Source organism: Nocardioides sp. YR527, from assembly GCF_900101045.1.
In the GTDB taxonomy this organism is placed as follows: Bacteria; Actinomycetota; Actinomycetes; order Propionibacteriales; family Nocardioidaceae; genus Nocardioides.
Genome location: NZ_FNFN01000010.1, coordinates 1 through 16,934, shown reverse-complemented (window position 1 = coordinate 16,934; position 16,934 = coordinate 1). Strand labels below are relative to the sequence as shown.

The window sequence follows — 16,934 nt, the reverse complement described above, 5'->3', positions numbered from 1 at the left end:
TCTGGCTCGTCCGCTTCGGGCGTCACTTATATTGCCCGGGTGCCAAGAACCCCGACGTCGACCGCCCCGTTGCGCTTCGGCGCCAACCACGTGCCCTCATCCGGCTGGTTCTACTCCTGGCTCGATTTCGACGGCGACCAGATCGCTCGCGACTTCGACGATCTCGCCGGTCTCGGCCTCGACCACGTACGCATCTTCCCGGTCTGGCCGTGGATCCAGCCCAACCGCTCGCTGATCCGGTCCTCGGCGGTCGACGACGTGCTGACCACCATCGACCTGGCCGCCGCCCGCGGCCTCGACGTCTGCGTCGACCTGGTCCAAGGTCATCTGTCGAGCTTCGACTTCCTGCCCTCGTGGGTCCTCACCCACCACCAGCGCTCGCTGTTCAGTCACCCGGAGGTGCGCGCCGGTCTGCGCACGTACGTAGATACCCTCGCAGGCGCCGTCGCCTCCCGGGACAACGTCTTCGCGCTGACCCTCGGCAACGAGGTCAACAACCTGTGGCCGTCCAACCCGACCACGATCGCCGAGTCCCGCTCCTGGGCCCAGGAGCTCCTCGGGACCGCCCGCAAGGCCGCTCCCGGCCTGCTCTGCCTCCACTCGCTCTTCGACGACGCCTTCTACGCACCCGACCACCCCTTCGGCCCCGCCGACGTCACCACGCTCGGCGACCTGTCCACCGTCCACTCCTGGGTCTTCAACGGCGTCGGTGCCCTCGACGCGCCGCTGGGTCCCGCCACGCTCACCCACGCTGACTACCTGGTCGAGCTCGCCGCTGCGAACGCCACCGAGCCGGGGCGTCCGGTCTGGCTCCAGGAGATCGGCGCGCCCCTGCCGGAGATCGGCCCCGACAGCGTGCGCGCGTTCGTCACCGGCACCATCGACCACGTCGCCCAGAACCCGGCACTGTTCGGCATCACCTGGTGGTGCTCGCACGACCTGGACCGGTCGCTGGTCGACTTCCCCGAGCGGGAGTACGACCTGGGACTCTTCACCGTCGACCACCGGCGCAAGCCGGTCGCCGAAGCGCTGGCCGAGGCGATCGCGGCACACGGCGGTCCCCGCGCCGAACCGTTCGCCCGTCAGCGGATCGAGTGCCCCGTCGATCTGCTCCACGAGCCCGAGCGCCGCGCCGAGATCGCCCCCGGCAGCGACTTCCACCGCGCCTGGGTCAGCGCCCGCATCGAGGGGCCGGTCGAGATCGTCCCGCGAAGCGCCTGAGCGAGGGCCTGAGCCGGGCCTCAGTGGGTCGCGTAGACGGCCCGGCTGTCCGCGGCCTGGCTGCGCTTCCACGTACGGAAGCTGTCCTCGTTGTTCCCACGGCGCCAGTAGCCGGAGATCGACAGGTCGCCGCGTGGCACCCCTCGTTCGCGCAGCAGGTAGGGACGGATCCGCTGCATCGTGACCTCGGCCTCGCCGTGCACGAAGGCGTGCACCCGGCCGAGCAGCCAGGGCAGCTCACGCACGACGGACTCCAACGGCGGGTCGACGGTGGCGTCCAGCCAGCGCACCTCGACCCCGGCCGGCGCCTCGACGTGCTGGAGATGCTCCGCGGAGGGCACCTCGATCACCGCGTAGCCCACCGCGTCGGCCGGCAGCGCAGCGAGCGCCGCCCGGATCGCGGGCAGGCCGGACTCGTCGCCGACGAGCAGGTGCCAGTCGGCCGCCGGGTCCGGAGCGTACGTCCCACCCGGCCCGCGCAGGGTGAGCACGTCACCCGGGCCGGCCGTCGCCGCCCACCGGCCGGCGACACCCTCGGCGCCGTGGTGCACGAAGTCGACCGCGAGAGTCCCCTCGGCGACCGAGGGGTCCAGCGCCGTATAGGTGCGACAGACGGTCGTGCCGTCGCCGACCGGGATCTCCAGGCGTACGAACCGGTCGGTGCACACGCTGCCCTCGAACGCGGAGAGGTCCTCGGCACGGAGATGGACGCGGGTCATCCCGGCACTGAGACGCCGGGTCGAGGTGACCACGACCCGCATCTCCGGCTTTGACTCCGGCTTCACCGCGCGAAACATGAGGGGAGCCTAACCTAATTTCCGAGAATTGCGGATGACGGCCCGCGGACTGCCCTAGAGTTGCGCCGTGCTCTACTCCGCCGGGTTCGAGTTCGAGTATGCCCTGGTGACGGAGTCACCCGACGTAGGCGCGGGCACGTTTCGCGACACGGGCATCTTCCATGACTTCGGGGACCTCGACTTCGACACCCTCCAACGCGCCCTTGCCGACGGCTCCGGCACCACCGACGAGGAACTCGTCCGCGGTGACCTGGGGATCAAGAGCGGCTACTGGTATCTCGAGGGAGACGAGCGGTTCAGCACCGACGGCACCTTCACCACGATGCTGGTCAAGGGGGTGGAGATCCGCACCCCGATCTGCTCGAGCACCACCGAGGCCGCCGACCGGCTGACCGATCTGCAGGACGACCTCTCCAAGCGCCTCGCTCCCCTCGGCCTGAGCCTGGGCATCGTCGGCTTCAACCCGGTCCGTGAGGCGTACGTCCTCGACCCCCCGCTCAACGAGTGGGAGCAGAAGATGAGGGCCGAGCATCGTGAGTACGACCACGCCGAGGTCTCCAACCTGAGCTACGGCCCCGACATCAACCTCTCCTTCCCCGGGCTGACCGCGGAACAGGTCGTCGAGGTGACCCGACGGCTGACCTACTACAGCCCCTTCATGGTGCCGTTCAGCTTCAGCTCGCCCTTCCACGCCGGCCGGGCGTGGCGCGGACCCAGCAAGCGCACCTACGAGCGCACCTGGCGACGGGTGGCGGCGCGCTGCTTCGTCGAACCGACCGCGGGCGCCGAGCTCACCATGGTCCATCCGCCACGGATCCCGCGCGAGGAGGGACGCATCGAGTTCAAGGCATTCGACGCCTTCCTCTCCCGCGACCTGCTGCTCGCCGGGGCGGCCCTGACGCTGGGCGTCTGCCTCGCCGACGACCTGCCGGGCCTTGCCGACAGACCCAGCCGCGACCTGCACCAACGCTCCGCGACCGACGCGTTCTCCGACCCCGAGATCGCCGCCGGCGCGGGTGACGTGCTCGCGGCCGCTCACCGGGCGCTGGCCGGCATGCCGGAGGCCGGCCACCTCGACTGTCTGGACCGGTTGCTGAGCGCGGGGCGCACCCCAGCCGATAGCCTTCTGGACGCATATTCGCGCACAGGCCTGATGTACCTCCCGGAAGGACTTCGTTGACTGATCTCCCCGCCGACCTGACCGCTGAACTTCTCGTAGAGGCCGACGTGGCGATCTGCGGAGCCGGCCCGATCGGCGCCGCGACAGCCTATTTCCTGGCGCGGATGTCACCGGAGCTGCGGATCGTGGTGCTCGGCGACGACCCGGACGACGACCCCGGCCACGTCTCCACCTACCGCTACTCGGGCGGCAGCATCCGCTGGACCTGGGCCGACCCGGTCAAGCGGGAGATGACCGCCGAGACCGCCGAGTTCGTGCAGGGCCTGATCGCCGAGGGCGTCGATCTGGCCGCGATCGAGAACACCTACCACCTGCTCCACACCGGCGAGCACATCCCGGCGCTCAACATCTCCGCGACCCGGCTCGTCTCCCACCTGCTCGAGCGGGCCGCCGACGCCGGGGCACAGGTCATCCCGGGCGCGGTTGTCGAAGGCGTACGTCCTGACGGCTCGGGCCACCTGATCGAGACCACCCGCGGCACGATCCGCGCCGAGCGGGTCCTGTTCGCGCTGGGCGCCGCCAACGCCCGTCTCTTCCCGCAGAGCGAGGCCGAGCTCGAGAAGCGCCAGCTCTTCGTGCTCGACCTCCCCGTCCCTCCCGAGCGGGAGCGGATGCCGCACACGATCGTGCCGGTCGGCGAAGGCTTCGGCTATGCCTTCGTGAAGTCGGTCGAAGGGCACCTGCGGGTGCTGGTCGGCCAGGAGGACATCGTCGAGGACGACGACCTCAGTGGCCCCGTCGACCACTGGGAGACCCTCCTCGAGAGTGGCCTCGCGACCGCACTCCCCTGGCTTCGCGACGCCAAGGTCGAGCAGATCCTGTGGGGCGTCGACATCGCCGAGAAGAAGCTGGTCCTCGACGAGCCCGCGCCCGGCCTGCTCCTGGCCGGATGTGGCAGCTCGGTCCGCTCCTCGGCGTGGTTGGGACGTACGCTCGCCGAGCGCCTGGCCGCTTAGCCCTCCAGCTCGGCCCGGGTCGGCGGGTTGGCACCGGCACGCGAGACGGTGACCGCCGCCGCCCGGACGCCGTGGGCGAGCACCTCGCGACGGTCGCGCCCGAAGTCGTCCCAGAGCGCGTCAACGAGGCCTGCGGAGAAGGTGTCGCCGGCACCGATGGTGTCCACGACCGTCACCTTCTGAGCCGCCACGTCGATCCGCTCGGACGCGGTGATCCAGCTGGCGCCGTCGCCGCCGCGGGTCACCGCGACCGCACCGGCACCGAGCTCGAGCAGCCGCGCGGCCGCCTTGTCGAGCCCTGCCCCGGGGTAGAGCGTCTCCAGGTCCTCGTCGCTCGCCTTGACCACGTCGGCGTACGCCGCCGCCCGCTCGATCCGTGAGACGACCTCCTGGCCGGTTCCGGTCAGCGTGGGCCGCATGTTGATGTCGTAGACGACACGGACGGAGTCGGGCAGCCCGTCGAGCAGCGCGAAGACCGTCTCGGCGCCCGGGGAGAGCACCGGCGCGAGCGAGCCGATGTGGACGACCCGCGGCGTCCCCACCGCGATCTCGCCGAGCTTCCACTCCACGTCGAAGACGTACGTCGCCGACCCGTCGGCCGTGATGGTGGCCTGCGCGGTCGAGGTGCGGTCCAGCACGTGCGGGTCGCACGCCATCACGACACCCGAATCAGCCAGGTGAGCAGCCAAGGAGCCCCCACGAGCATCATCCGCGAACGAAGCCGCGTACCGCACCGGTCGGCCGAGCCGGCCGAGCGCCACGGCGACGTTGGCCCCGCTTCCGCCGGGGTGGTCCCGGGTCACGCCGTCGGCCGTCGTGACCACGTCGACCAGCGCCTCACCTACCACCAAGACGTCAGCAGCGGCATTGTCACGATCCAGACCGGTCACGGCGGCAGATTAGCAACTCGGCGTACCGAACGAATTTCAGGGGTTGACCAGCAGAAATCGCCTACTGTCCAGTAACCCACCGCGGATGGGTGACCGCCCTGGACCGCGTGCGACCATTGAGGATGTGACCGAAGAATCCACCGAGACGACTGGTGGTCCGCAGGGCCCGACCCCCGCCCAGCCGACCGTAATCCACGAGGGTCTACCGACCCAGCTTCCGGACATCGATCCCGAAGAGACCAGTGAGTGGCTCGGCTCGTTCGACGCGATGCTCGAGTCGAGCGGACGCGAGCGAGCCCGCTACATGATGCTGCGTCTGCTGGAGCGAGCCCGAGAGAAGTCCGTCGGGGTCCCCGCGCTGCGCAGCACGGACTACATCAACACCATCCCCTCCGACCGCGAGCCGTGGTTCCCGGGCGATGAGGACATCGAGCGACGCATCCGGGCCTTCATCCGCTGGAACGCCGCCGTCATGGTCTCCTCCGCCAACCGCAAGGGCCTGGAGGTGGGCGGCCACATCGCCACCTACCAGTCCTCCGCGAGCCTCTACGAGGTCGGCTTCAACCACTTCTTCCGCGGCAAGGACCACCCGGGCGGCGGCGACCAGGTCTTCATCCAGGGCCACGCCTCCCCCGGCATCTACGCGCGTGCCTTCCTCGAGGGCAGGCTCAACGAGGAGCAGCTCTTCCGCTTCCGCCAGGAGGTGCAGCACGGCGTAGGCCAGGGCATCTCCTCCTACCCGCACCCGCGCCTCATGCCCGACTTCTGGGAGTTCCCGACGGTCTCGATGGGCCTGACCGGGATCAACTCGATCTATCAGGCGCGGTTCAACCGCTACCTGCAGAACCGCGGCATCAAGGACACCTCCGACCAGCGGGTGTGGGCCTTCCTCGGCGACGGCGAGATGGGTGAGCCCGAGTCGCTCGGCGCCATCCGCGTGGCCGCCCGCGAGGAGCTCGACAACCTGGTCTGGGTGATCAACTGCAACCTGCAGCAGCTCGACGGCCCGGTGACCGGCAACGGCAAGGTCATCCAGGAGCTGGAGTCCAACTTCCGCGGCGCCGGCTGGAACGTCATCAAGGTCATCTGGGGCCGCGAGTGGGACCAGCTGCTCGCCAAGGACGTCGACGGTGCCCTGGTCAACAAGATGAACTCCACCCCCGACGGCCAGTTCCAGACCTACTCGGTCGAGACCGGTGCCTACGTCCGGGAGAACTTCTTCGGCTCCGACCCGCGCCTGCGCAAGATGGTCGAGCAGATGAGCGACGAGCAGATCCGCAAGCTCCCCCGCGGTGGCCATGACTACCGCAAGGTCTACGCGGCCTTCGACGCGGCCACCAAGACCGTCGGGCAGCCGACCGTCATCCTGGCCCACACCATCAAGGGCTGGACGATCGACGCTCTGGAGGGCAAGAACGCCACCCACCAGATGAAGAAGCTGACGATGGCGGACCTGAAGAAGTTCCGCGACCGTCTGCTCCTGCCGATCTCCGACAAGGAGCTCGAGTCGACCTACGAGCAGACCGGCGCGGCGCCGTTCTTCAACCCGGGTCCGGCATCGGCCGAGATCGAATACATGATGGAGCGCCGCAAGCAGCTCGGCGGCCCGCTCCCCCAGCGCCGGGTCGAGTTCAAGCCGCTCACCCTGCCGGGCGAGAAGGTCTACTCCGAGCTCAAGCAGGGCTCCGGCAAGAACAAGATCGCCTCCACGATGGCCACCGTCCGGCTCCTCAAGGACTGGATGCGTGACCCGGAGATCGGCAAGCGGATCGTCCCGATCGCGCCCGACGAGTACCGCACGTTCGGCATGGACGCGATGTTCCCGAGCGCGAAGGTCTACAACCCTGGCGGCCAGCAGTACGAGTCGGTCGACCGGAAGTTGTTGCTCTCCTACAAGGAGTCCGCGCAGGGCCAGCTCCTGCACGAGGGCATCTCCGAGGCGGGGGCACTGGCGTCGGCGACCGCTGCCGGCACGGCGTACGCCACCCACGGCGAGCCGATGATCCCGTTCTACATCTTCTACTCGATGTTCGGGTTCCAGCGCACCGGCGACTCGATCTGGGCGATGGCCGACATGATGGGCCGCGGCTTCCTGGTCGGCGCCACCGCCGGTCGCACCACGCTGACCGGTGAGGGTCTCCAGCACGCCGACGGCCACTCCCCGCTGCTGGCGGCGACGAACCCGGCGGTCGTGCACTACGACCCGGCCTTCGCCTACGAGGTCTCCCACATCATGCAGAGCGGTCTCGAGCGGATGTACGGCTCAACCGAGGAGCACCCGCACGGCGAGAACGTCATCTTCTACCTGACCGTCTACAACGAGCCGGTCAGCCAGCCCAAGGAGCCCGACAACGTCGACCTCGAGGGCATCCTGAAGGGCATCCACCAGGTATCGACCGCCGAAGGAGACGGCCCGAAGGTCCGCCTGCTCGCCTCCGGCGTCGGCTTCCCGTGGGTCGAGGAGGCTGCCCGCATCCTCGAGGAGGACTGGGGCGTCAAGGCCGACACCTGGTCGGTCACCTCGTGGAACGAGCTCGCCCGCGACGCCATCGACGCCGAGCAGTGGAGCCTCAACCACCCCGGTGAGACCCCGCGCACGCCGTACGTCACCGAGAAGCTCTCGGCGACCAGCGGCCCCGTCATCGCGGTCTCCGACTACATGCGGGCCGTCCCGCTGCAGATCGCCCGCTGGGTGCCCGACGACTACCGGGTCCTCGGTGCCGACGGGTTCGGCTTCGCCGACACCCGCCCGGCCGCGCGTCGCTTCTTCCAGATCGACGCCGAGTCCGTCGTCGTCCAGGCCCTCCAGGCACTGGCCGAGGCCGGCGAGATCGACGCCTCGTTGGTGAAGAAGGCCTTCGACACTTACCGCATCGACGACCCGACGTCGACGAAGGGCATCATGCAGGAGGGCGGAGACGCCTGAGCCTGCGACCTGCGACGAAGTCGCAGGTCGCAACGCGAAGGGATCGAGCGAGCGCAGCGGCTGAGCTTGCGAAGGCGCGAAGCGGGTCGAGATCCACGCTGACGCGAACGAGTCGGCGCGAATGTCTCAGACGATTGAGACACTTGCGCCGGCTCGGAGCGACTGTTCCGGGCCCCCGGCCGCATCTCCAGGTGGAAGGATCAGCAGTGTGACCAATCAGGCGACCCTCGATACGCGTCGGCGGACGGCGACGGCGTTGCGGCGTGCGACCGGCCGGCTGGCAACGGCCGCCACGTCGCGTATGGACGACGCGATGCCGTGGTTCAAGGACCTCTCCGCGAAGAACCGCTCCCTCGTCGGCCTGATCGTCCAGGCCGGCATCAAGGAGTTCGTCGGCTGGTACGGCGGCGGCGCCTCGGCCGACACCGCCAAGCCCGACCTGGCCGCGTCGATGTTCGGCGTCGCGCCTCGTGCGCTGACCGGCATCATCACGCTCCAGCAGACCGTCGACCTCGTCCGCCTCTCCATCGAGGTGGTCGAGGCCAACATCGACCACCTCCTCGGACCCGAGGACGCCGCCGACGTCCACGAGGCGATCGGCCGCTACGCCCGTGAGGTCGCCTTCGCCACGGCCGAGGTCTACGCCCGCGCCGCCGAGCAGCGTGGCGCCTGGGACGCCCGGCTCGAGGCGCTCGTGGTCGACGCTGTCCTGCGTGCCGAGACCGACGAGGTCGTCCTCTCCCGGGCCAGTGCGCTCGGCTGGGACGCCGACCTGCCGCTGTGCGCGGTGCTGGGCCACGCCCCCGACGGCGTCCGCCTCGACGCTGCCATGGAGGAGGTACGCCGCCGCGCCCGCGCCCACGACCTGCACACCCTGTGCGCGGTCCAGGGTGACCGCCTCGTCGCCCTGCTCGGAGGCATCGACGACCCCCTCGAAGCCGCCGAGCGGATCGCCGACCTGTTCGCCGACGGTCCCGTCGTGGTCGGACCGATGGCCGCCGGGCTCGCCACCGCCGCGGAGTCCGCCAGGGCCGCGCTCTCCGCCTACCGGGCCGCACCCGGCTGGCCCGACGCGCCGCGCCCGGCACGCAGCCAGTCGTTCCTGCCCGAGCGTGCCCTGGCCGGCGACGCGTGGGCCCACCGCTACCTGATCGAGAATCTCTATCGGCCGCTGGTGGAGGCGCGCAGCACCCTGATCGAGACCCTGGCGGCGTACTTCGCCGCCGGAGGCGGCCTCGAGGCCACCGGTCGCACACTGTTCGTGCACCCCAACACCGTGCGCTACCGGCTCAAGCAGGTCGCGGAGCTCACCGGGTTCCTCCCGACCGACTCGCGCGACGCTCTCGCCCTGCAGGTCGCCCTGATTCTCGGCCGGCAACAGGACCACTAACCCTGGCAGCGACGCAAGTTGTAGAACCCCTACAAGATTGCGCGACAGATATTCGTTGCCACTGAAGGTGAACCGACACCCCTCCAGACGGGACTATCGTTCCGTGCTCGTCATTGTCGCCCCAGGACAAGGTGCTCAGACACCAGGATTCCTCACCCCGTGGCTGGAGGACCCCGCTTTTGCCGCTCGTATGGAGTGGCTCTCGACCGTCGCAGGCATCGACCTGATCGACTACGGCACCAATGCCGACGGTGAGACCATCCGCGCCACCGAGATCGCCCAGCCGCTGCTGGTCGCCACCGGCCTGGTCGCCGCCCTGCAGCTCTTCCCGCAGCCCGCGGACGCCTTCGCGAAGATCGGTGCCGTCGCCGGCCACAGCGTCGGTGAGATCACCGCCGCCGCGGGCGCCCGCGCGATCAGCGCCGAGCAGGCGATGGTGCTCGTCCGCGAGCGGGGCAAGGCCATGGCCGAGGCCGCCGCGAAGACGCCGACCGGCATGACCGCGGTCCTCGGCGGCGTACGCGAGGAGGTGCTGGCCGCGATCGAGAGGCACGGCCTCACCCCCGCCAACGACAACGGCCCCGGCCAGATCGTCGCCGCAGGCACCCTCGAGCAGCTCGAGGCCTTCGCCGCCGATCCTCCCGCCAAGGCCCGACTGATGCCGCTCAGCGTCGCCGGCGCCTTCCACACCAAGCACATGGAGCCCGCCGTCGGTCACCTCACGCGGCTGGCCCAGAGCGTCTCGACCCACGACCCGCGCACCCGCCTGATCAGCAACAAGGACGGCCAGGTCGTCCACGACGGCGCCAAGGCGCTGGACCGGATCGTCGGCCAGATCGCCAACCCTGTGCGCTGGGACCTCTGCCTCGAGACCATGTCCGACATCGGCGTGACCGGCATCTTGGAGATGCCGCCGGCCGGCACCCTGACCGGGATCGCCAAGCGTGCCCTCAAGGGTGTCGAGACCTTCGCCCTGAAGACTCCCGACCAGCTCGAGGACGCCCGCGCCTTCGTCGAGAAGCACGGCGAGGCCAACCCGATCGAGACCACGCCGACCTGGCGGATGGTCGTCGCCCCGTCCAAGGGCACCTTCAAGCTCTCCGAGACCGTGTCCGGGATCGACGTGATTCCGGCCGGCGCCGAGATCGGCGCCATCGCCAGCCTTCGCGACACGATCGCGATCACCTCGGCCCATGGCGGCGAGGTCATCGAATGGCTCGTCGAGGACGGCGACCTCGTTTCCCCCGGTCAGCCGCTGCTGCGTCTGCACCCGACAGGAGTCCAGCACTCGTGATCTCTGCCCCGACAGGTTCCCCGCACGCCCGCATCCTCGGCGTAGGCGGCTATCGCCCGAGCCGGGTGATCCCCAACAGCGAGATCGTCGATCTGATCGACTCCTCCGACGAGTGGATCCGCACCCGTTCCGGCATCACCGAGCGTCGCTGGGCCACGGAGGAGGAGACCGTGCAGATGATGTCGGTCGCCGCCTCCCGCAAGGCTCTCGAGCACGCCAAGATCGGCATCGACCAGATCGACTGCGTCATCGTCGCCACCGTCAGCCACCTGCGCCAGACCCCGGCGGTCGCCGCGCTGATCGCTGACGAGCTCGGCGCCGACCACCCGGCCGCCTTCGACATCTCGGCGGCCTGCGCGGGCTTCTGCCACGGCATCGCGATGGCCAACGACTTCGTACGCGGCGGCAGCGCCCGTCATGTACTCGTCATCGGTGTCGAGCGCCTCTCCGACATCACGAACCCGCACGACCGTGGCACCGCCTTCATCTTCGCCGACGGCGCGGGCGCCGCGGTCGTCGGCCCGAGCGAGGAGCCCGGGATCGGTCCGGTCGTGTGGGGTTCCTCGGGCGACAAGGCCGACCACATCCAGACCCCCGACTGGTTCGAGGCGAACGAGGCCAAGGAGACTCCCTGGCTGACGATGCTGGGCAACCCCGTCTTCCGCTGGGCCTCCTACGCCATGGCCAAGGTCGGCCAGGAGGCGCTCGACAAGGCCGGCATCACGGCCGACGAGCTCGACTGCTTCGTCCCGCACCAGGCCAACATGCGCATCGTCGACGCCCTGGCCCGCTCCATGAAGCTGCCGGAGTCGGTCAAGATCGCCCGCGACATCGCCACCATGGGCAACACGTCGGCCGCCTCGGTCCCGCTTGCTCTTGAGCGGATGATCGAGGAGGGTCAGGCTGAGTCGGGCGACACCGCCCTGCTCATCGCGTTCGGTGCCGGACTGGTCTACGCAGCCCAGGTCGTCGTCGTTCCGTAGTCCCGCACCACCCCAGAGTTTCACCACACAGAAAATCCGAGAGGAACCACCACACATGGCCACCACCGAAGAGATCCGCTCCGACCTCGCCGAGATCGTCAACGAGGTCGCCGGCATCGATGTTGCCGACGTTCAGCTCGACAAGTCCTTCGTCGACGACCTCGACGTCGACTCGCTGTCCATGGTCGAGGTCGTCGTCGCTGCCGAGGAGAAGTTCGGCGTATCCATCCCCGACGAGCAGGTCAAGAACCTCAAGACCGTTGGCGACGCGGTGAGCTTCATCGAGAAGGCTTCCGCGAACGCCTGACGCGCCCCGGCGGCTCGGCCAACCCTCCCAGGCCGAGCCGCCGGACCTGCTTCACCTGACCCAACGCGCCAACACCTCACACGGAGACCACATGAGCAGCCGCACCCGAGTCGTCGTCACCGGACTTGGCACCACCAACCCGGTTGGCGGAGATGTAGCCACCACCTGGGATGCCTTGATCGCCGGCCGCTCCGGCATCCGCGAGCTCACCGAGGAGTGGGCCCAGGACCTTCCCGTACGCATCGCCGGCCGTGTCGCCGTCGAGCCGTCCGAGGTCCTGGAGAGGGTCAAAGCCCGACGCCTGGACCGCTCCGCGCAGTTCGCCGTGGTCGCCGCGGCCGAGGCCTGGAAGGACGCCGGCTTCGAGGGCACCGCGACCGAGGCCGGACTCGACGGTGAGCGCCTCGGTGTCGCTGTCGCCACCGGCATCGGCGGCGTCACCACCCTGCTCGACAACTACGACACGCTTCTGGCCAAGGGGCCGCGCCGGGTCAGCCCGCTGGCCGTCCCGATGCTGATGGCCAACGCCTCGGCAGCCAACATCTCGCTGATCTACGGCGCCCGTGCCGCGGCTCAGACCCCGATCTCCGCCTGTGCCTCCGGATCCGAGGCGATCGCCCTGGCCGCCGACCAGATCCGTCTGGGCCGCGCCGACGTCGTGCTCGCCGGTGGCACCGAGGCAGCGATCCACCCGCTGCCGATGGCTGCCTTTGCCAACATGATGGCGCTGTCCAAGACCGCCTCCGGCCCCGATGGTGGCGACCCGACCGCGGTCAGCCGCCCCTGGGACACCGGTCGCGACGGCTTCGTGCTCGGTGAGGGCGCCGGCATCGTCGTGCTCGAGACGCTCGAGCACGCCCAGGCCCGCGGCGCCCGGATCTACGCCGAGGTCCTCGGCGCAGGTGTGACCGCCGATGCCCACGACATCGCCCAGCCCGACCCCGAGGGTCGTGGCGGCAGCCGCGCCATCAAGCGCGCGCTCGAGGACGGCGACATCGACCCGAGCACCATCGTCCACGTCAACGCCCACGCGACCTCGACCCCTCAGGGCGACATCGCCGAGGGCCTGATGCTCCACGCCACCCTCGGCAACCACGTCGAGAACGTCGTGGTCACCTCGACCAAGTCGATGACCGGCCACCTGCTCGGTGGTGCCGGGGCCCTCGAGACCGTCGCGACCGTCCTGGCGATCCACCACCGCCAGTCGCCGCCGACGATCAACCTCGACAACCTCGACCCCGCGGTCGAGCTCGACATCGCCACCAAGGCCCGCGACCTGCCGGTCGGCGACATCGCGGCCCTCAACAACTCCTTCGGTTTCGGTGGCGCGAATGTAGCGGTCGTCTACGGAAGCATCTGATGACCATCACAGCTCCTGCTCCCGCGGGGAAGCAGAAGCTTCCTCGCGACCAGGACCCCCGTCACCCGCTGACCCGCCTCAGGGCGCTCTTCGACGAGGGCACCGTCCAGCTCATCTCCCCCGATGACGAGTCCGGCATGCTGGCCGCCGTCGGCGAGGTCGACGGCACGCGAGCGGTCGCCTTCTGCTCGGACGCCACCGTCATGGGCGGCGCGATGGGCGACCTCGGCTGCCGTGTGGTCGTCAACGCCTACCACCGCGCGATGACCGACGGCATCCCCATCATCGGCCTGTGGCACTCCGGCGGTGCCCGGCTGGCAGAGGGCGTACTCTCCCTGCACGCGGTCGGCCGCATCTTCCACGCGATGACGCAGGCCAGTGGCAAGATCCCGCAGATCTCGGTCGTCCTCGGTCCGGCCGCCGGCGGTGCTGCCTACGGTCCGGCCCTGACCGACGTCGTCATCCTCGGACCCGAGGGCCGCATCTTCGTGACCGGTCCCGACGTCGTACGCTCCGTCACCGGCGAGGACGTCGACATGCTCCGCCTCGGCGGTCCCGAGCCGCACGGCCGCCGCTCCGGCGTCGTGCACATCCTCACCGAGTCCGAGCGCGAGGCGCTGGACAAGGCCCGCACAGTGACCTCTCTCCTGGGCTCCCAGGGTGGCCTCGACGTCGCCGCCGTCGAGGACAAGGACCTCGCCGAGCAGCTGCCCGAGTCGAAGAAGCGCGCCTACGACGTACACCCGCTGGTCGAGAACATCCTCGACGAGGGCACCGCGCAGGAGCTGCACGCTCGCTGGGCCCCCAACATCGTCACCGCGCTCGGTCGCTTCGGCGGCCGCACCGTCGGCGTCGTCGCCAACAACCCGCTGCGACTCGGTGGCTGCCTCGACTCCCTCTCCGCGGAGAAGGCCTCCCGGTTCGTACGCCTCTGCGACGCCCTCGGCGTCCCGCTGATCGTCGTCGTGGACGTCCCAGGCTACCTGCCTGGCGTCGGCCAGGAGTGGGACGGGGTCGTCCGCCGCGGCGCCAAGCTCCTGCACGCCTTCGGGGAGTGCGTGGTGCCCCGGGTCACCCTGGTGACCCGCAAGACCTACGGTGGCGCCTACATCGCCATGAACGCCCGTTCGCTCGGCGCCACCAAGGTCTTCGCCTGGCCGGGCGCGGAGGTCGCGGTCATGGGCCCGGTCGCCGCGATCCGGATCCTGCACCGCCGCAAGCTCGCCGAGGTCGCACCCGACCTCCGTCCTCAGGTCGAGGCGGAGCTCGCGGCCGAGCACGAGCGCCTCGCCGGCGGTGTCGACAAGGCTGTGGAGATCGGTGTCGTGGACGAAGTCATCGAGCCGTCGGCGACCCGCGGGGCGATCGCGGCCGCCTTCGAGGAAGCGATCCAAACCGTCGGCGTACGCCGCGGTGCTCACGGCAACATCCCACTCTGACCCGACTCACGCCGAGTCGGCGCGTCCTGACCGAAAACAACGCCGAGTCGGCGCGTAATGACGCGCCGACTCGGCGTTTTCGTGGCCGTGCTCTGCGGCCGACGAGGGTCGCTCAGACGACCTGGTGCAGCCAGCGTACGGGCGCGCCCTCCCCCGCGTGACGGAACGTCTCCAGCTCGTCGTCCCACGGCTTGCCGAGGAGCTTGTCGACCTCAAGCTCGAGCGTGGTGTCACCGAGGGCGGCCTTGACGACCGCGGCCTTGAGTCGGTCCTCGGGAATCATGATGTCGCCATGCAACCCGGTGACGGCGTGGAAGACGCCGAGGTCGGGGGTGAAGGAGTAGCGCGCACCCTCGGAGGTCGACGTGCCGTCTTCGGTGACCTCGAAGCGCAGGTGCGTCCATCCCTTCAGCGCTGACGCGATCGCCGCCGCGGAACCGACCGCACCGGACCAGAAGAGCTCGGCTCGGTAGGTGCCGGCCTGGGCGGGCTGCGCCGTCCAGTCGAAGTTCACCGGCGCGCCGAGGACCCCCGCGACGGCCCATTCGATGTGAGGGCAGAGCGCGGAGGGGGCCGAATGCACGAACACAACGCCTCGTGCGATGCCACGCGAGGCGCTCGGGTCCTTGATCTGAGTGGTCACCGAATATCTCCTTCGTTGCGGCGCGAGCTACGCCTTCCCCAGCGGGCTCGATCGTGCGTGAAGGACACACTTCAGTGGATCACAAGCATGTAGTTGTACTTCTATTCTTACCTACCACGCCCAGGATCTCCACTATCTGAGCAAAACGGCCAGTGGCGACCGACATAGCTGCCGATCGCCACTGATGGCACGTTCGAAGCGGACGTCAGTCCCTCTCGACCGTCTTCTCGAGAGCCTCGGCCCGCGTCGCGGCGTCGGTGATCTCCTCGGAGTCGATCGCGTAGGTGCGGTGGAACCAGGTCAGCGCGTCCTTTTCGCGGCCCGCGTCCTGGAGAGTGTCCGCGTACGCGTAGCGTAGCCGCACGACCCAGGATTCCCGGCTCTTGTTGTTGAGCGGCGACTGCTCGAGGATCCGCAGAGCCGCGTCGAACTGACCCATGTCTCGACGAGCGCCAGCCTCGACGATCGTCATCTCCGCCTTCGCCGGTGCGTCGAAGTTCGCCACCGACGGGCTGTGCGCGAGCTTGATCGCCTGCTCGGGCTGGCCGAGCGCGCGGTGGCAGTCCGCCATGATCGGCAGGTACGCCGTGGCGCCGTTCATCCGCTTCGCCGCGCGAAGCTCGGCGAGCGCCTCGGAGTAGTGCCCGGCAGCGTACGCAGCCTCACCCAGCGCCTCGCGGATCACAGCGATCCGCTGGGTGCGCGACTTGGCAGCCTTGGCGTGCTGGTAGGCCAGCTCGGGGTCGGAGTCGATGAACATGTCTGCAGCGACCAGGTGGCGGGCGATCCGCGCCGCCAGCTTCTCCGGGAGACCGCGCAGCTGAGCCGAGATCGCACGGTCCAGCTCCTTGCCGGTCACCTCCTCCGGCAGCTCCGGACCGTCGTAGATCCGCTGATCCGCCGTACGCTCCTCGCGCGGCTCGTCGAAGCGGCGCTGCGGCCTGCCACCAGGCTTGCCGCCACGGTCCTTGGAGTAACCGCCCTTGCGGTCGCCGCCGCCACCACGCTTCGGGCCGTCGGACCGCTTCGGACCGTCAGAGCGGCCGCCGTCGCGAGAGCCACCGCGCCCGGTCGACGGCTTGCCGTCGCAACGCTCGTCGCCGCCGCGGCCACCGTCACGACGCTGCTCGCCGCCGCGGCCACCTCCGCCATCACGGCGATCGCTGCTACGACCAGCACCCGGTCGACCGCCACTCGGTCGACCAGCGCTCGGCTTGCCGTCACCCGATCGGCCGCCACGGCCACCGGTAGATGAACCAGAGCTCTTCGGACGCCCGGGGCGTCCGGCGGGCTTACCGCCTCTGTTGCTACGGCGCTCGTCAGCCATAGCTGCCTTCCTCACTGCTGCTTCCCGCAGCCGACTTCGAACGATCCGAGGACCATCGCGTTGACAAACTCAGTGCCAGTAAAAGCAGTAGAGGCCGCCCCGAAGGGCGGCCTCTACCTGAAATTTTGTCCGGCGGCGTCCTACTCTCCCACAGCCTCTCGGTTGCAGTACCATCGGCGCTGAAGGGCTTGACTTCCGGGTTCGGGATGGGACCGGGTATT

Annotated in this window: 14 protein-coding genes and 1 rRNA gene; 10 read left to right on the top strand and 5 right to left on the bottom strand. The window is 69.5% G+C overall.

Annotated features, from left to right (window positions below; translation table 11 throughout):
* Window positions 1-39: 39 nt before the first annotated feature.
* Window positions 40-1,221: a glycoside hydrolase 5 family protein gene (locus tag BLT25_RS25165; RefSeq protein ID WP_091051969.1), complete on the top strand. Its 1,182-nt coding sequence runs from the start codon at window positions 40-42 to the stop codon at window positions 1,219-1,221.
* Window positions 1,222-1,241: 20 nt separating this feature from the next.
* Here BLT25_RS25165 and BLT25_RS25160 read toward each other — a convergent pair whose 3' ends face one another.
* Window positions 1,242-2,018 (bottom strand): siderophore-interacting protein, encoded by a 777-nt coding sequence (locus tag BLT25_RS25160; protein WP_091051967.1) that lies wholly within the window; start codon window positions 2,016-2,018, stop codon window positions 1,242-1,244.
* A gap of 67 nt (window positions 2,019-2,085) precedes the next feature.
* Here BLT25_RS25160 and BLT25_RS25155 point away from each other — a divergent pair, with 67 nt between their 5' ends.
* Both BLT25_RS25155 and BLT25_RS25150 read left to right on the top strand, forming a co-directional pair.
* A complete protein-coding gene (locus BLT25_RS25155; RefSeq protein ID WP_091051966.1) occupies window positions 2,086-3,198 on the top strand; it encodes a glutamate-cysteine ligase family protein in 1,113 nt (370 codons plus the stop codon).
* Window positions 3,195-4,154, top strand: coding sequence for an NAD(P)/FAD-dependent oxidoreductase (locus BLT25_RS25150; protein WP_091051964.1), 960 nt, complete (start codon window positions 3,195-3,197; stop codon window positions 4,152-4,154). The genes BLT25_RS25155 and BLT25_RS25150 overlap by 4 nt, the downstream gene beginning before the upstream one ends.
* On the opposite strand, the gene BLT25_RS25145 is transcribed toward BLT25_RS25150, so the two are convergent.
* Window positions 4,151-5,044: a carbohydrate kinase family protein gene (locus BLT25_RS25145; protein ID WP_256328786.1), complete on the bottom strand. Its 894-nt coding sequence runs from the start codon at window positions 5,042-5,044 to the stop codon at window positions 4,151-4,153. The two genes, BLT25_RS25150 and BLT25_RS25145, sit on opposite strands and share 4 nt — an antisense overlap.
* An 85-nt stretch (window positions 5,045-5,129) precedes the next feature.
* On the opposite strand from BLT25_RS25145, the gene aceE reads away from it, so the two are divergent.
* The 7 genes from aceE to BLT25_RS25110 all read left to right on the top strand — a co-directional run bounded on the left by aceE (window position 5,130) and on the right by BLT25_RS25110 (window position 14,743).
* Window positions 5,130-7,970 carry a pyruvate dehydrogenase (acetyl-transferring), homodimeric type gene (aceE, locus tag BLT25_RS25140; protein WP_091051963.1) on the top strand — a complete coding sequence of 947 codons (2,841 nt, stop codon included), beginning with the start codon at window positions 5,130-5,132 and terminating at the stop codon, window positions 7,968-7,970.
* A gap of 208 nt (window positions 7,971-8,178) precedes the next feature.
* Entirely contained in the window at window positions 8,179-9,360 is a 1,182-nt protein-coding gene (locus tag BLT25_RS25135) for a PucR family transcriptional regulator (protein WP_091051961.1), read from the top strand.
* A 103-nt stretch (window positions 9,361-9,463) separates the two neighbouring features.
* Window positions 9,464-10,654 (top strand): acyltransferase domain-containing protein, encoded by a 1,191-nt coding sequence (locus tag BLT25_RS25130; RefSeq protein WP_091051959.1) that lies wholly within the window; start codon window positions 9,464-9,466, stop codon window positions 10,652-10,654.
* A complete protein-coding gene (locus BLT25_RS25125; RefSeq protein ID WP_091051957.1) occupies window positions 10,651-11,637 on the top strand; it encodes a beta-ketoacyl-ACP synthase III in 987 nt (328 codons plus the stop codon). Before BLT25_RS25130 ends, BLT25_RS25125 begins: the two co-directional genes overlap by 4 nt.
* Before the next feature lie 55 nt (window positions 11,638-11,692).
* Window positions 11,693-11,944, top strand: a complete 252-nt coding sequence (locus tag BLT25_RS25120; protein ID WP_091051955.1) for an acyl carrier protein — start codon at window positions 11,693-11,695, stop codon at window positions 11,942-11,944.
* A 91-nt stretch (window positions 11,945-12,035) separates the two neighbouring features.
* Window positions 12,036-13,304: a beta-ketoacyl-[acyl-carrier-protein] synthase family protein gene (locus BLT25_RS25115; protein WP_091051954.1), complete on the top strand. Its 1,269-nt coding sequence runs from the start codon at window positions 12,036-12,038 to the stop codon at window positions 13,302-13,304.
* On the top strand, window positions 13,304-14,743 hold the full coding sequence (locus BLT25_RS25110) for an acyl-CoA carboxylase subunit beta (RefSeq protein WP_091051952.1): 1,440 nt from the start codon (window positions 13,304-13,306) through the stop codon (window positions 14,741-14,743). The genes BLT25_RS25115 and BLT25_RS25110 overlap by 1 nt, the downstream gene beginning before the upstream one ends.
* 112 nt (window positions 14,744-14,855) lie before the next feature.
* On the opposite strand, the gene BLT25_RS25105 is transcribed toward BLT25_RS25110, so the two are convergent.
* The 3 genes from BLT25_RS25105 to rrf all read right to left on the bottom strand — a co-directional run.
* Window positions 14,856-15,347: a DUF3145 domain-containing protein gene (locus BLT25_RS25105; RefSeq protein WP_176884297.1), complete on the bottom strand. Its 492-nt coding sequence runs from the start codon at window positions 15,345-15,347 to the stop codon at window positions 14,856-14,858.
* A 244-nt stretch (window positions 15,348-15,591) separates the two neighbouring features.
* Window positions 15,592-16,713: a tetratricopeptide repeat protein gene (locus BLT25_RS25100; protein WP_091051948.1), complete on the bottom strand. Its 1,122-nt coding sequence runs from the start codon at window positions 16,711-16,713 to the stop codon at window positions 15,592-15,594.
* 127 nt (window positions 16,714-16,840) lie between these two features.
* Window positions 16,841-16,934, bottom strand: a 5S ribosomal RNA gene (gene rrf / locus BLT25_RS25095); the annotation flags it as partial.